The following is a 14348-nucleotide window of genomic DNA, read 5'->3' as shown; positions in this document are numbered from 1 at the left end:
CGGCGGTTTTTTTCTGTTAGATTCGCGCTCTGCTTCCTGACATCGTTGCAGTAATAAGCAATACTGCTGCAGTAATCAAATGGAATACCCAGCCGATTCCTGGAATCCAGGCAATCAAGCTGGTGATGATCCCAAGTATCGATCCGGTTTTCGGTGAATATTCACGGAAACAAAAGAACAAGGTAATGGCGTGAAGCACGAACATGACGCCTAACGCTGAGTAGCCTGTACTGATGACAAAACCGCCACCGATTAATGGAATCGCCAGAAACGCTTCAGCTAAACCTGTAATCCAAAGCAAAGCGACAGAAATTTTCATTTTCATTCGTTATCATCCCTTCTTTGGCTTTCTTATCTATACTATACGGATGAACAGAGCCAAGGTTTCATTTCTCTGAATGTCTCCATCCTTTTCAGACCGTCAGAAATTATCCACATTTCACTTGATGTGGATATTTCATTTTTCCCGATTGTAAGCTATACTAAACAAAGATGCACATTTCAAGGAGGTCATTATTTATGAACTTAATCCTTATTTTGGGTATTTGTGTTTCGTTCCTAGTAGCTATTTTCACTGCTGGATACGATGACAAGCCTGGAACAAACGAAAGAGAATAGTACAAAAGGACAGCGGAATCCGCTGTCCTTTTTTCTATGCCTTTATTCCAATCCAGGGTAATCCTGTTGGCGCAATGCTTCGTACATGAGTATCGCTGCCGTATTCGATAAATTAAGCGAGCGGATGTTGTCGTTCATCGGGATGCGCAGGCAATGATCCGGGTTCTGCTCGATCAATTCCTTCGGCAAGCCTTTTGTTTCCTGTCCGAAAACGAAGAAATGGTCTTTGCCTCTGTCGGAAAAATCGAATGACGTATGCGGCTGTGCCCCAAACTTTGTAATATAATAGAATTCCCCATCCTGATAGCTGTCAAAAAGTTCCTGCAAGCCGTCATAATAATGGATATCGACATGCTCCCAATAATCCAGTCCCGCACGTTTCAACATCTTGTCATCTGTCGAGAAACCGAGTGGGCGTATTAAGTGCAGCTTGACTCCCGTCCCTGCGCATGAGCGCGCGATATTTCCGGTATTCGCTGGAATCAGCGGTTGGTACAACACAATATGAATAGCCAAATCTGTCACTTATCCTTTCAATCCTTCAGCAAAAAATGCCAATCCTTTTTGAATTTCCTCTTGAACTTCTACGTCGTTCTCTACCACTTCTGCTCTCTTTAAGGCTTGAAGCCCTTCTTCCGTCCCTATTTTGCCGAGTGCCCATGCCGCGGTTCCTCTGATCACCGGCCGCTCGTCGCTTTCCAATAACTTAATCAATGCCGGCACTGCAGACGTTTCCTTGAAATGCGCCAGCGCCAAAATAGCGTTTCGTTGAATCGGTTTTTTGCCCCGCCACGAACCGGATACATAGCCGAACTTATCCTTGAACTCCCGATTGGAAATAGCTAATAAAGGCTCAAGCAAAGGCTTGGCGATTTCCGGATCCGGCTCGAATTCCGCATGGATCCGATTGGCTTTGCCTTTATTTTTCGGACAGACCGTCTGGCACGTGTCGCAGCCATAAAGCCGGTTGCCGATCTTGCCGCGGAATTCATCCGGCAGAAACCCTTTTGTCTGCGTCAAAAACGAAATGCAACGCTGGGCGTTCAACTGCCCGCCTTCGACAATGGCTCCTGTCGGACAAGTATCGATGCACAAACGGCAATCGCCGCATTGATCTTCCATCGGCTCATCGAAACGGAATGGTATGTTGGTGATCATTTCACCAAGATACACATACGACCCGAATTCCGGCGTGATGATGTTGGTGTTCTTGGCACTCCAGCCGATGCCGGCGCGTTCCGCCACTGCCCGGTCAGACAGCTCTCCAGTGTCCACCATTGACCGCATCCGTGCTTCCGGATAACGAGTGGCAATAAACGCCTCCAACAGCGTCAGACGCTCCCGGAGCGCCGCATGGTAATCCTTGCCCCAGGACGACCGGGAGAAAATCCCCCGCCGTGCGCCTTTCACTCCTTGCGGTGCATCCGACATCCGCGATGGATAAGCGATGGCGATGGCGATGATGCTGACAGCTTCATTCAGCAATAGTTCAGGCCTCGTGCGCTTTTCCACATCCGATTCTTCAAATCCGGACTGGTAATTCAATTGCTGCTGGCGAATCAATTGATGCTTTAAGCTATAAAAAGGTTCGGCTGAAGCAAAACCGATTTTGTCAATTCCGATCTCCGAGGCATACGCAACAAGCTCTTTTTGAAACTGATCAAGATTCATGTCGTAACCCCTCACTCAATTCTATGATACGATAATGAAAACCACATACGTGAAAGGAAGATTGCAATGAAACTGACAATCGATCCTCAAATAAAAGAAATTCTGAGCGAATTTAAAATTGGCATCATTCATTATAACAATATCACCGTTTCCGAGTCACCTCAAATGTTAAAAGGCCGCCTCCAGCTTTTTCAAGAGCAGCTGTACTTTGATTTGGAGGATAAGGACATCACTGAATTCCCCGGCCTGCTGGAATGGCAATTGATATGGAAAGCATTGGGGGCAGATCCCAGCCGCTACCGCCCAGCTGCAGAAGCGCTTTACCGCCGCATCAAAAAGCAGAATTACTTAGCGACCGTCAACTCTGCCATCGATATGAACAGCTTCCTGTCGCTGCAATACGAAATCCCTCTGGGCCTTTATGATGCCGATAAAATTGAAGGTGATATTCAAATTGCTGTAGGGACCTCCGCTGACCGCTATGAGGGCCTGAATAACCGCGTCAATACTTTGACTGGGATTCTGGTATCCAAAGATTCCAAAAGCGCTTTTGGCAGCCCCTACGTCGATTCTAAACGGACCGCTGTGACTGAACAAACAAAAAACGCAGTACATATCTTCTATCTCCGCCCTTCTATGGAAAGAGATACCGCTCTTCAACTGTTGACTGCCGCATCGAATATGTTCACCGGCATCAATGGCGGTGAAGCCGAGTTTTATGTATTATGACCTAAACTAGAAAAAACCGGCGCTCTTATTCAGAGTTCCGGTCTTTTTTTTCACCTTATTTTTTAGCAACCACTTTCGTGGCTTTTTTGCTGACGTTTCCTGCTTTATCTTTCGCAGTCGCTTCAATTGTCACGCCAGCTTTCTGCGCTTTTATTTTCACGGAGTAAGTGCCTTTCGCATCGGCTTTCGCTGAACCGAGCACCGTATTCCCAGCTTTTATTGTAACTGTAGAGCTTACTTCCGCTTTACCAGTTACTTTCAAATCTTTAATTGTGACTTTGTTGATGGTCGGTAGTGCAGGCGCTACAACATCAACTACTGTTACTGAGGCTGTTGAACTAACATTTCCTGATTGATCCTTGGCATTAACTGTCAAAATGGCTCCGGCTTTTTGTACCGGAATCTTTACTGAAAATGTACCTGAGGCAGTAGCTTTTGTTGTTGCGATAACTTTGCTGTTATTTTTTACTGTGACTGTGGAACTTGCTTCCGCTTTACCGGAAATGACAGCATCATTGTTGTCGACTTTATTGATAGTTGGTTTTGCTGGTGCTGTTTTATCTGCCACTTTGACTGTGACTGTTACAGCAGCACTTTTATTTTTTGCACTGTCTTCAGCTGTTACGACCAACTTCACACCAGCTTTTTGCACTGCTATTTTAGCTGAGAAAGTGCCTGAAGCCGCTGTTTTAGTTGTAGCGATGACTTTGCTGCCATTTTTTACAGTGATTGTAGAATTCGCCTCTGCTTTTCCAGAAATAGCTGTATCGTTGTCATCGAATGCATTGACAGTCGGTTTAGACGGAGCTACGTTGTCCAGAAACGACGTGGCGATGATATATAAATCTGACGGGCTGTTGCTGTAGTCATCCGCATCCAGCACTGGTACATAATAAGTCCCTGCTTTAGCCTGATAGAATTGAATCTCAAGCTCGTCGTCATAATCACTGCCTAAATACTCCAACTTCCCGGTTTCTTCAAATTCTTTTTCAGCAGCTGCGAACAGCAAATCGATTTCATAACTAGTGGTTCCTCCCCCAACTGCTAATATTCCGTTCGCCGGAACTTTTACTTTATAAAAATCCATGTCGTAATAAGGCATCAATTGCCCTACAGTCGCTTTTGAATAAGATAATTGATCTGCAAAATCAAAGCTATCATTCGGCTCCTGCTCCCACAGATAATCGGAAGCGGCTTTATTGACAGCAGAAGCATTTACTTCTGAAAAAGGATGGTTCTGAATCGACAGACCTTTATGCAGTTGCGTTTCAAGTTGCTGAACAACAGAAGATTTTAGTATTCCCTGTTCAATTGGTATCTCTTTTTGAAGATCAGTTAATTTTTTTGCAGCATCTGTGTGACCTGTATTGGCTAACGTTGTTCCGGTTGAAACCGATAAAGCTAATATACCTGACAAAATCAATGCAAAGCGTGTTTTTTTACCCATAACAATCCCCTTTAAATAATCATTTTTACCTACCATGGAATCATACAACATTTGGAAAAGTTCGCCAAGTCATTTTTTATTATTATTTCAATAAATATTCATTAATTAAAATAAGGTTAATGTCAACACTGAAGTTGGCATTTTCCACAACTCGCATCCTCAATTCCATCACATAGGCATATTCTTTTCCATTCACTGGCGGATGCAGTAAACTCTTCTTACATTAATGAAAAAAAGAGGGATCCACACGTGAAACGAGTGCACAGCGACATTGTCCAGTTTCGAGGAAGCCATTACGATTTCGGCCGGATGCAGGGAGAACTGCTGAAGGAATCGTTGATTCTTTCCAACCGCAAAAAACAACGGCAGGCTTCCAGCCGCCATTTGATTATAGACGAACAACGCGCCAAAAATATATTGCTTACTTTAGCCCCTAGAGTATGGGAAGAAATTACTGGCCTAGCCGATGCGCTCGAATGGTCCATGGATGAGGCCATTCGGGAATTCGGCGGCTATTACTTGGAATATACGCGGAGCGGCTGTTCCATCTACACTGAATCTGATTTTATGGTCCGCAATTACGACAGTTCACCGGAAGGCTACGAAGGGCGCTTTGCTTTGTATCAGCCGACAGACGGCGGATTTGCCACCATCGGACCGACTATGCAGATTACTGGCCGCACGGACGGCATGAACGAAAAAGGTTTGGTGATGGGCTATAATTTCATCAACCGCCGAAATTCAGAGGACGGTTTCATCTGCAACATGATCGGCCGCTTGATTTTAGAAAACTGTGCGACCATCGATGACGCCATCGCATTGCTGGAAGAACTTCCGCATCGTCGTTCTTTTAGCTATGTCCTGTTGGACCGCATGGGGAAATCTGTGGTTGTCGAAGCTTCTCCGCGTTCTGTCGTGGTTCGCGAGTCCGCGGTTTCTACGAATCATTTCGAATTGCTGGTGGAGGAAAACCGCTACCAGACAGACGATTCCCGCAGAAGAGAACAAACGATGCTCACGCAGCAAGAAAACCAAATCGATGCCTACAGTGCGTTCCGGCTCTTGAATGATTCGGACAAGGGCGTCTTCTCGAAAAAATACAGCACCGCTTCCGGCACACTGCATACCGCATCCTATTTCCAACGCAGTCTGGAAGTGGGATTCGCCATTGGTCCGGACCGTTTGCCGCTCATGCTCGATTTCGACAAATGGCTGCAAGGCGAACGGTTGTATGCCAAACGCATCAACGGTAAAATTGATACGCATCTGCCTTTTGCCCATATGGTCGAACTTTAAAAACCAAAGGCGCCAGCATCTATCATGCTGGCGCCTTTTCCTATTTTTCTATACAAACTGTTTATCCACGTGTGCAAAACCGATATCCGTATCCACTGCTCCATGAATTTTTTGGACATTCAGGCTCTCTCCCTGCAGCCAGCTCCCAAAATCGAAAACTGTCGGTTGCTGATTTCCGCCAAGCGCAAACCAGACACTCTTTTCCTTCGGCAAATAAAGAGAGGTATGAATAGTCCCTGCCCAGCTTTTATACAACTGCGAGAAAACCCCTTTGTCGGTGTCGTTGAACAGACGGAATGCCTGCAGCGCATCTTCTGTCTGGCTCTCCTGATTTCGAATCGCTTCCAGGCGGTCGAACGAATCCTTCAAGTAATTGCGGTTTTCATGTTGTTGGATTTCAAAATGATTGGTGCAGACATTGCTGACACGCACATCAACTGCACGCGGACTCGCTTCGATGATCCGTGTTTCACCGCTTGGATCGGTCACGATATAACTAAATGAACCGCGGTGCGGAATCTCTTTCAGCAGCTCCACCGCCTCTTCAATCGTTGCGCAAGTTTCCAGGATAATGCGGCCGATCAAGTAGCAGACAAATCCATCACCTGGCTTTTTCCGGTGCGTAAAGTTATAGCCCATGGCCAATCCTTTTTCATTCATGCCGTCCATGCGGCCCGTAATTCGTGAAGTGGGGCCAATGATCGCATACCCCTGATCATTCGGCTGAAACAGGCTGAAACGTCCTTCATAAGTCTGCGGGTGGAAGTCGTAATTGCGGACCATAAAATCCCTTCCCGTGACAATTGAACAGCCAGACGGCATCGCATCGATCCGGTATCCCCCGAAATCACGCAGTACATCTTCCATCGGCAATTTGAGGCTTTCCTGCAGTCCCGTCAATTCGTCCCAGATTCCGGGGGCGAATCTGTGATAGGCCACCTTTGTGTCCTCTACATCTATTTCAAACCTCGGCCTTTTCGCTTTCCACTGCTTTCTCCGGTTATCCAATATAATACTGTCTTTTAAAAGCTCACCTTGCCTGACTCCAAAATCATAATGGCTTCCTCTGAATTCCAAAATATCACTATGTATATCTCTCATCAAATTCTCCTTTATTTGCAGAATCACTCATTATGTTTCAGGATACACATTTTCAGAACGAAACTCAAAAGCTCCGCGCTGAATAAGTTCGTTATATAAAAAAATCCTGCCTTATGGAATCATAAGGCAGGAACAGCCACTGCATCTATTTTTCATCCTTCGTATGCACGCCGCAATTCAGCTAAATCCAATTTTTTCATTTTTAACAACGAACTCATCACTCGCTCCACTTTTCCCTTATCCGCACTGACGAGCATTCGATTCAATTCGATTGGCACCACCTGCCAGGAAACTCCGAAACGGTCTTTTAGCCAGCCGCATACCTGCGCTTTCTCGTCTCCATCTTCGGTCAGTTTATCCCAGTAATAATCCACTTCCTCCTGGGACTCGCAATTGATGATAAAGGAAACGGCTTCAGTATACTGAAACGCAGGACTGCCGTTCAAGGCCACAAAATCCTGCCCTTCTATCTGGAACTCGATCGTCATGACTTTTCCTGCATCAATGCCGTGGATTTCTTTTCCGGCATCCGTATAATACGTGGTACGCCCCACTTTGGAGTTATTGAAGACTGAAGTATAAAACTCCACCGCTTCTTCCGCATTCATGTTAAACCAAAAATTCGCTGTGATTTTCTGGATTTTGGTATCCACCCGTTTCTCCTTCTTTCCATTTAACACTGCAATGGCTATGTATCAGTTTTAAGGGCTTTTCCAGATTTTCTGTACTGGCGGACAATCCATTTTTCCAGTTCCACGATAACGAAGACTGAAATTCCGATTCCAAGTGGCCATATCCAATTCCGGGCTTCCAGCGGAACTGTACCAAGCAGGACATTCATAAATGGAACATAGGTAACTGCCAACTGAATAGCAATCAGCACTCCCGATACCAAGAAAGCGATTTTGTTCGAGAAAAAATCACGGTTTACGGCAAACTCTGTTTCGCTGCGGCAATTGAATAAATACATCAATTGCGACATCACCAACGCCTGCAATGTCATCGTATTGATGATTGCCGGGTCCACCTGCTGGTCGGCCAAGAGCCTGTTCATTAATAGAATTCCACCGCAGATGATGAGTGAAACAAAAGCTACGCGAAAAATATAATACGGACCCAATAATTTAGCAGTTGACTTCCTGGGTGACCGCTCCATAGCACCCGGTTCCAATTTCTCAAAGGCAATCGCCAGTGAGATGGTGATGGCGGAAATCATATTCACCCATAAAATCTGTACCGCCGTCAAAGGCAAAGTCGTACCGAACAAGATGCTGACAAAAATCAAAGCGCCTTCTGAAACGTTTGTCGGCAGAATGAACAGAATGGTCTTCTTCAAATTGTCGTAAACGCGTCTGCCTTCCTTCACTGCATTGACAATCGTACTGAAATTATCATCCACCAACACCATTCCAGCTGCTTCCTTCGATACTTCTGTTCCTTTAATTCCCATGGCCACGCCAATGTCCGCCCGTTTTAAAGCCGGAGCATCGTTGACGCCATCCCCGGTCATCGCACAAACATGATTTTCAGCCTGCAGCGCTTTGACCAGCTGCAGCTTATTGTTGGGGCTGGTGCGTGCAAAGACATCGTAATTCAATGCAGCATACGTCAATTGCCGATCATCCATGCGGTCCAGCTCTCTGCCTTCAAGTACGCGTTTGCCGTCTCCTATGCCCATCTGAGCTCCAATGGCCACTGCTGTATCCTTATGGTCCCCAGTAATCATCTTCACGATGATTCCAGCTTTTTTGCATTGCTGTATGGCTTCAATGACTTCTTCACGCGGCGGATCGATGATTCCCGCCAGTCCAATCAGCCTGAATCCCGATTCCATATCTTCTTGATCAATAGAGAGTTTGGAGCTGCTGACTTTTTTGACCGCAGCTCCCATCAGCCGCTCACCATTATTCGCATGCTGATACATTTTGTCCTGCCAGTTGGCCCCTTCTCCAGAAGAGGATTCCAAATCGGCCATTTTCAACAGACGCTCCGGCGCTCCTTTTACATATATCCAACGACTGCCATCTTTTTCGACCAAGGCTGCCATGTATTTATAGCTGGAGTCAAATGGAATCTTCGACAGAATCGGCAGCCGGATTACAGCATCTTCCGCTTTTTCAGCAAGTGTAATCAGGCAGCCTTCTGTAGCATCTCCGCTAATCACCCATTGTCCTTGTTCATCGCACCTTAAATCGGATTCATTGACCGTTTTAACAGCTATCAAAAACTCCTCTAAATCCGGGAAATCTTCAAGGCTTGCTGATTTAGTGCCATGAAGAATCGACCCTTTTGGCGAATAACCGGTTCCCGTCACGGCAAACTCTTTATCTTTCAGCATCACTGATGTGACGGTCATTTCATTTTTTGTCAACGTTCCGGTTTTATCCGAACAAATTACGGTGACAGCTCCAAGCGTCTCAACAGACGGCAGATTGCGGACAATGGCGTTCTTTGCTGCCATGCGCTGTACACCAAGTGCCAAAATGATGGAAAGCACAGCTGGCAGACCTTCTGGAATCGCTGCTACAGTCAAACCAATAATGGCAAGCAATAAATCAGCTGTTTCATAATCGTGAAACAAGTAACCGATTCCGAACATCACAGCTGCACTGATGACAATGATCAGTGAAATCACTTTTCCGAAAGCTGCCGTCTGCTTCAACAACGGCGTCTGCAACTGGTCGACTTCTTCCATTGAAGAACTGATTTTTCCAAGCTCGGTATCGGCACCAATCGCCACAACAATTCCAATCCCGGAACCGGAAGCTATTGTTGTCCCCGCAAACAGCATGTTGAGGCGGTCGCTCAATCCGGTGTCATCCGATAGCACGGCCGGATTTTTTTCAACTGCTGTGGATTCTCCTGTCAGCGATGATTCTTCCACGTTCAAATTGTCTGCTTCTAGAATTCTACTATCAGCAGGAATCCTGTCACCTGCTATAAGCACGACGATATCTCCAGGTACTAATTCAGCTGACGGCACTTCCTTCCTAACCGAGTTCCGAAGCACTGTAGCTTTTAAGGACAACATCTTCCGGATGCTGTCCAATGCCTTTTCCGCTTTGCTTTGCTGGATATAGCCGATGATCGCATTAATGACAACCACCATCAAAATCACTGCTGTATCGATATAATGCCCTAAAAATAAAGTGACAACCGCTGCTGCCAGCAATACATATATCAGCACATCATTAAAATGCTTAAAGAATTTGACGAGCGCCGGATCTTTCTTGGGCTTGGGCAGTTCGTTCGCTCCGAATTCCGCTTGCCGCTTGGCTACCAGTATTTCATCCAGTCCACTCTCCAGATCTGTACTTAAAAGTTCCAACACCTTAGCGGATTCAATCCCATACCATTTTTTATCCTGCATACTCGACCTCTTCTCAACTATTTATATAATCGTAAACTCACTCGGTATTCAGAACAGTATAGCACTAGAAGGACATGATTCTTTGACGAATTGGATCTCGGTAGATTAAATTCATGGAGGTTAGATTAGATTGTCATCCAAAAGATTAACCCAAAGAAAAAAGGCTCTGACAAGGAAGTCAGAACCTTTTTCTATAGCTAGCGGTATACCGGCGGTCGGGGTCGAACCGACACTCCGGTGAAGGAACGGGATTTTGAGTCCCGCGCGTCTGCCAATTCCGCCACGCCGGCAAGTATTGCTTTAGCGGACAAGATTTATTATAGCACATCTTTTTTCGCTCGCCAATACTTTATTAATATAATAGATAAATTTCTTAAAAAACTTTTAAAGTTTTTCTACATTACAAGATTGAGGAGCACATAGAACATGGCAGCCAATAATGCTGAAATCGGCATCGTGATCAGCCAGGTGATCAGCATGGTTTTAGCTGTCCCCCACTGAACGCCTTTGACGCGATGCGCTGCGCCTACCCCCATAATAGAAGATGAAATAACATGAGTCGTGCTGACCGGCAAATGGATCAAGGTAGCGCCGAAAATCACTGCTGCCCCCGTCAGATCTGCTGCAACTCCATTGACAGGACGGATTTTCATGATTTTTCCACCGACAGTTTTAATGATTCTCCAGCCACCGATGGAAGTTCCCAATGCCATCGCCAGCGCACAAGTTGCCTGAACCCATAGCTGAACGTCATCCGAAGTTTGGTAGTTATTGACGATCAAGGCCATCGTAATGATCCCCATCGCTTTTTGGGCATCGTTCGTACCGTGAGAAAACGACTGCAAAGCGGCAGTAGCAATTTGGATCAACCTGAAATTCCGATTGGTTTTCGTTAAGTTATGATTTTTGAAAACTACTTTAAAGATGCTGTACATTAGATAACCTACAACCAACGCAAGAATTGGAGAAAAAATCAAAGCCTGCAGGATAGCCAGAAACCCACTGTAATTCAAAGCGGCAAATCCAGCACCCGCAATAGCTGCCCCAGCAATCGAACCGATTAAAGCGTGCGAGGAGCTGCTTGGAATGCCGTAATACCAAGTTAATAGATTCCATGTGATGGCAGCCAGTAACGCTGCCAATATAACGACAGAGCCATTATCCAGCGCAAATGGATCGACAATGTCTTTTGTGATTGTTTTAGCAACTCCTGTAAAAGCCATTGCGCCCACAAAGTTCATTACAGCAGCCAGCAAAATGGCACGCCTTGGCGTTAATGCCTTTGTGGAGACTGCCGTAGCTATCGAGTTCGCCGTATCATGAAAACCATTGATAAAATCAAATACGACAGCAAAAATGACAATTAAAACCGTTAACAGCAATATCATATCCATCAGTCATTTTGCTCCTTAAGCGTTTTTCATTATAATTGATTCGAATGTATTTGCGACTTGCTGACAATGGTCAGCAATTTCTTCCAGCTCTTCGTAAATGTCTTTGTATTGAATAATCCGGATTGGATCTTTTTCAGTTTGGAAAAGGTTTTTAATCGAACGGCGCAAAACAGCGTCGCATTGTGACTCGTAATCTTTGATTTTTATTGCATGTTCTCTCATTTGAGGCAGCTTTTTAGAAACCATCAGTTCAACAGCTATTTCAATTTCAATAGTGCTCAAACGGATTGCTTCTACAAATTCAAGCATGTACTCATCTGCACTTACGATTGAATACATTTCAAACAAGGCGGCTGTATGTTCTAAGCCGTCCAAAACATCGTCCATGCTCATTGCCAGCGCTAAAATATCTTCACGTTCAATTGGTGTGATGAAAGCATTGTTAAGATCATGTATGACCGTGTGAACAAAAGAATCACCTTTTGTTTCATAATCTTTCATCGTGTTTGCAAAAATGACTACGTCACTGATTTTCTCCAGCTTATAATCTGCAAAATAAGCAGCACCTTCTTTTAAATTCAACGCAATATCACTCAACTGTAATGCAAACTTATCTTTCTTTTTGAACGCCATTTTCTTTGCCCCCACTATTTTTCTAAAATAACTTCTCAGCTAAATTATAATAGCTTATTTCACGAAAAAATAATACTAACTTTATTTGAATTTACAAAACCGTAATAAAACAGAATTCTCAATTTAAAAACGGCTGAATAATCGCTGGCATAACAAAAAAACCCTCCAGCTATGATTACTCATAGTTGGAGGGTTTCTGGAAAGGGCAGGCAGGCCCTTTCATGATACCGGCGGTCGGGGTCGAACCGACACTCCCGTGAAGGAACGGGATTTTGAGTCCCGCGCGTCTGCCAATTCCGCCACGCCGGCAAATCATTATGGAGGCGGCAACCGGACTCGAACCGGTGATAAGGGTGTTGCAGACCCATGCCTTACCACTTGGCTATGCCGCCAATTATTGGAGCGGAAGACGAGGTTCGAACTCGCGACCTCCACCTTGGCAAGGTGGCGTTCTACCACTGAACTACTTCCGCAATAAAGCTGGGGTACCTGGATTCGAACCAGGGCATGACGGGATCAAAACCCGTTGCCTTACCGCTTGGCTATACCCCATTAATAAAAGATGGGGCGGACGAGGGGAATTGAACCCCCGAGTGCCGGAATCACAATCCGGTGCGTTAACCACTTCGCCACGACCGCCACTTTACTATTTTATAAGTACATTGAATGAAAATGAAAACATGGGGCGGACGAGGGGAATTGAACCCCCGAGTGCCGGAATCACAATCCGGTGCGTTAACCACTTCGCCACGACCGCCACTTTACTATTTTATAAGTACATTGAATGAAAATGAAAACATGGGGCGGACGAGGGGAATTGAACCCCCGAGTGCCGGAATCACAATCCGGTGCGTTAACCACTTCGCCACGACCGCCATCATATAATTTAAAATTGGCAGGGGCAGTAGGAATCGAACCCACATCGGAGGTTTTGGAGACCTCTGTTCTACCGTTAAACTATGCCCCTAAAAACTGGTGGTGGGGGGCAGATTCGAACTGCCGAACCCGAAGGAGCGGATTTACAGTCCGCCGCGTTTAGCCACTTCGCTACCCCACCTTAAAAATGGTGCCGGAGAAAGGACTTGAACCCTCAACCTACTGATTACAAGTCAGTTGCTCTACCAGTTGAGCTACTCCGGCACGGAGTTATTTCATAAAAAATGGTGGGTCAGGACGGAATCGAACCGCCGACACTTAGAGCTTCAATCTAATGCTCTACCGACTGAGCTACTGACCCACAAATTCAGATAAAAATGGCGGTCCCGACCGGGATCGAACCGGCGATCTCCTGCGTGACAGGCAGGCATGTTAACCGCTACACCACGGGACCAGTTGGTTGCGGGGGCAGGATTTGAACCTGCGACCTCCGGGTTATGAGCCCGACGAGCTACCGAACTGCTCTACCCCGCGACAATACTATCTAGTTTACAATTTACATCCCGTTTTACCAACGGTCAATTTCTGCTATGTAAGAGTAAATGGTGGAGGATGACGGGATCGAACCGCCGACCCTCTGCTTGTAAGGCAGATGCTCTCCCAGCTGAGCTAATCCTCCATGAAGTTGGTGACCCCTACGGGATTCGAACCCGTGTTACCGCCGTGAAAGGGCGGTGTCTTAACCGCTTGACCAAGGGGCCGTATGTTTTGAGAACTTATATCTGGCGGAGAGCAAGGGATTCGAACCCTTGAGACGGTTGCCCGCCTACATGATTTCCAATCATGCTCCTTCGGCCACTCGGACAGCTCTCCAAAATTGGCTCCGAAGGTAGGACTCGAACCTACGACCATCGCATTAACAGTGCGGTGCTCTACCACTGAGCTACTTCGGAATAATTTGATCAGACTGGCAACGTCCTACTCTCACAGGGGGAGACCCCCAACTACCATCGGCGCAAAAGAGCTTAACTTCCGTGTTCGGGATGGGAACGGGTGTGGCCTCTTTGCCATCATTACCAGACTGATTTATTTTGAAAGACAAGATTTAGTATACCAAGGTTATCGGTATTTCTCAAGCTTTTTTTTAAAAAAACTTGGCTTATTCTTTCAAAACTGGATACACGACACCGGAACTATGCAAGGTTCCGTACAT

At 45.8% G+C, this 14348-nt stretch carries 11 protein-coding genes, 18 tRNA genes and 1 rRNA gene; 2 read left to right on the top strand and 28 right to left on the bottom strand.

Going from position 1 to position 14348, the window contains the following annotated elements:
• Positions 1–16 precede the first annotated feature (16 nt).
• From IRE19_RS14340 to queG, 3 genes are all read right to left on the bottom strand, one after another.
• Positions 17–325, bottom strand: coding sequence for a hypothetical protein (locus IRE19_RS14340; RefSeq protein WP_432419934.1), 309 nt, complete (start codon positions 323–325; stop codon positions 17–19).
• A gap of 335 nt (positions 326–660) precedes the next feature.
• Positions 661–1134: a tRNA (uridine(34)/cytosine(34)/5-carboxymethylaminomethyluridine(34)-2'-O)-methyltransferase TrmL gene (trmL, locus tag IRE19_RS14335; protein ID WP_191716638.1), complete on the bottom strand. Its 474-nt coding sequence runs from the start codon at positions 1132–1134 to the stop codon at positions 661–663.
• Between the two features lie 9 nt (positions 1135–1143).
• A complete protein-coding gene (gene queG / locus IRE19_RS14330) occupies positions 1144–2289 on the bottom strand; it encodes a tRNA epoxyqueuosine(34) reductase QueG (protein WP_203340936.1) in 1146 nt (381 codons plus the stop codon).
• 66 nt (positions 2290–2355) lie between these two features.
• Here queG and IRE19_RS14325 point away from each other — a divergent pair, with 66 nt between their 5' ends.
• Entirely contained in the window at positions 2356–3018 is a 663-nt protein-coding gene (locus IRE19_RS14325) for a B3/B4 domain-containing protein (RefSeq protein ID WP_191716640.1), read from the top strand.
• A 55-nt stretch (positions 3019–3073) separates the two neighbouring features.
• Here the strand turns inward: IRE19_RS14325 and IRE19_RS14320 are convergent, their stop codons facing one another.
• Positions 3074–4465, bottom strand: coding sequence for an Ig-like domain-containing protein (locus tag IRE19_RS14320; protein ID WP_203340935.1), 1392 nt, complete (start codon positions 4463–4465; stop codon positions 3074–3076).
• Between the two features lie 249 nt (positions 4466–4714).
• Between IRE19_RS14320 and IRE19_RS14315 the strand changes: the two genes are divergently transcribed.
• The gene (locus IRE19_RS14315; protein ID WP_203340934.1) at positions 4715–5761 is read left to right on the top strand and encodes a C45 family autoproteolytic acyltransferase/hydrolase; all 1047 of its coding nucleotides are present in this window, start codon (positions 4715–4717) and stop codon (positions 5759–5761) included.
• 48 nt (positions 5762–5809) lie between these two features.
• Here the strand turns inward: IRE19_RS14315 and IRE19_RS14310 are convergent, their stop codons facing one another.
• The 24 genes from IRE19_RS14310 to rrf all read right to left on the bottom strand — a co-directional run bounded on the left by IRE19_RS14310 (position 5810) and on the right by rrf (position 14216).
• The gene (locus tag IRE19_RS14310) at positions 5810–6862 is read right to left on the bottom strand and encodes a C45 family autoproteolytic acyltransferase/hydrolase (RefSeq protein WP_203340933.1); all 1053 of its coding nucleotides are present in this window, start codon (positions 6860–6862) and stop codon (positions 5810–5812) included.
• Positions 6863–7014: 152 nt separating this feature from the next.
• On the bottom strand, positions 7015–7515 hold the full coding sequence (locus IRE19_RS14305) for a VOC family protein (RefSeq protein ID WP_203340932.1): 501 nt from the start codon (positions 7513–7515) through the stop codon (positions 7015–7017).
• A 35-nt stretch (positions 7516–7550) separates the two neighbouring features.
• Complete coding sequence (locus IRE19_RS14300; protein ID WP_203340931.1) at positions 7551–10232, bottom strand: cation-transporting P-type ATPase; 2682 nt, start codon at positions 10230–10232, stop codon at positions 7551–7553.
• A 206-nt stretch (positions 10233–10438) separates the two neighbouring features.
• Positions 10439–10522, bottom strand: a tRNA-Leu gene (locus IRE19_RS14295).
• A 105-nt stretch (positions 10523–10627) separates the two neighbouring features.
• Positions 10628–11626, bottom strand: a complete 999-nt coding sequence (locus IRE19_RS14290; protein ID WP_203340930.1) for an inorganic phosphate transporter — start codon at positions 11624–11626, stop codon at positions 10628–10630.
• A gap of 15 nt (positions 11627–11641) precedes the next feature.
• Positions 11642–12259 (bottom strand): DUF47 domain-containing protein, encoded by a 618-nt coding sequence (locus IRE19_RS14285; protein ID WP_203340929.1) that lies wholly within the window; start codon positions 12257–12259, stop codon positions 11642–11644.
• A 225-nt stretch (positions 12260–12484) separates the two neighbouring features.
• Positions 12485–12568 (bottom strand) — tRNA-Leu (locus IRE19_RS14280).
• 9 nt (positions 12569–12577) lie between these two features.
• Positions 12578–12651: transfer RNA gene (locus IRE19_RS14275), tRNA-Cys, on the bottom strand.
• 6 nt (positions 12652–12657) lie between these two features.
• Positions 12658–12732: transfer RNA gene (locus IRE19_RS14270), tRNA-Gly, on the bottom strand.
• 7 nt (positions 12733–12739) lie between these two features.
• Positions 12740–12811: transfer RNA gene (locus tag IRE19_RS14265), tRNA-Gln, on the bottom strand.
• Between the two features lie 11 nt (positions 12812–12822).
• A tRNA-His gene (locus IRE19_RS14260) sits at positions 12823–12898 on the bottom strand.
• 42 nt (positions 12899–12940) lie between these two features.
• Positions 12941–13016 (bottom strand) — tRNA-His (locus tag IRE19_RS14255).
• Between the two features lie 42 nt (positions 13017–13058).
• A tRNA-His gene (locus IRE19_RS14250) sits at positions 13059–13134 on the bottom strand.
• An 18-nt stretch (positions 13135–13152) separates the two neighbouring features.
• Positions 13153–13226 (bottom strand) — tRNA-Trp (locus IRE19_RS14245).
• 6 nt (positions 13227–13232) lie between these two features.
• Positions 13233–13316 (bottom strand) — tRNA-Tyr (locus IRE19_RS14240).
• Between the two features lie 7 nt (positions 13317–13323).
• Positions 13324–13399 (bottom strand) — tRNA-Thr (locus IRE19_RS14235).
• A 21-nt stretch (positions 13400–13420) separates the two neighbouring features.
• Positions 13421–13496 (bottom strand) — tRNA-Phe (locus IRE19_RS14230).
• 17 nt (positions 13497–13513) lie between these two features.
• Positions 13514–13589 (bottom strand) — tRNA-Asp (locus tag IRE19_RS14225).
• Positions 13590–13592: 3 nt separating this feature from the next.
• Positions 13593–13669 (bottom strand) — tRNA-Met (locus IRE19_RS14220).
• Between the two features lie 69 nt (positions 13670–13738).
• Positions 13739–13814, bottom strand: a tRNA-Val gene (locus IRE19_RS14215).
• Between the two features lie 7 nt (positions 13815–13821).
• A tRNA-Glu gene (locus IRE19_RS14210) sits at positions 13822–13896 on the bottom strand.
• Positions 13897–13918: 22 nt separating this feature from the next.
• Positions 13919–14008, bottom strand: a tRNA-Ser gene (locus IRE19_RS14205).
• A gap of 5 nt (positions 14009–14013) precedes the next feature.
• Positions 14014–14088 (bottom strand) — tRNA-Asn (locus IRE19_RS14200).
• A gap of 12 nt (positions 14089–14100) precedes the next feature.
• Positions 14101–14216 (bottom strand): 5S ribosomal RNA (rrf, locus tag IRE19_RS14195).
• Between the last annotated feature and the right edge of the window lie 132 nt (positions 14217–14348).

It is taken from the genome of Planococcus beijingensis, from assembly GCF_016820615.1.
Taxonomy (GTDB): Bacteria; Bacillota; Bacilli; order Bacillales_A; family Planococcaceae; genus Planococcus; species Planococcus notacanthi.
This window is presented reverse-complemented; position numbering and strand designations above follow the sequence as displayed.

Bases quoted from the DNA above. Each gene is read 5' to 3' on its own strand.
- IRE19_RS14340 (WP_432419934.1), bottom strand. From the start codon at position 325: ATGAAAATGAAAATTTCTGTCGCTTTGCTTTGGATTACAGGTTTAGCT.
- queG (WP_203340936.1), bottom strand. From the start codon at position 2,289: ATGAATCTTGATCAGTTTCAAAAAGAGCTTGTTGCGTATGCCTCGGAG.
- IRE19_RS14325 (WP_191716640.1), top strand. From the start codon at position 2,356: ATGAAACTGACAATCGATCCTCAAATAAAAGAAATTCTGAGCGAATTT.
- IRE19_RS14320 (WP_203340935.1), bottom strand. From the start codon at position 4,465: ATGGGTAAAAAAACACGCTTTGCATTGATTTTGTCAGGTATATTAGCT.
- IRE19_RS14310 (WP_203340933.1), bottom strand. From the start codon at position 6,862: ATGAGAGATATACATAGTGATATTTTGGAATTCAGAGGAAGCCATTAT.
- IRE19_RS14300 (WP_203340931.1), bottom strand. From the start codon at position 10,232: ATGCAGGATAAAAAATGGTATGGGATTGAATCCGCTAAGGTGTTGGAA.
- IRE19_RS14290 (WP_203340930.1), bottom strand. From the start codon at position 11,626: ATGGATATGATATTGCTGTTAACGGTTTTAATTGTCATTTTTGCTGTC.
- IRE19_RS14285 (WP_203340929.1), bottom strand. From the start codon at position 12,259: ATGGCGTTCAAAAAGAAAGATAAGTTTGCATTACAGTTGAGTGATATT.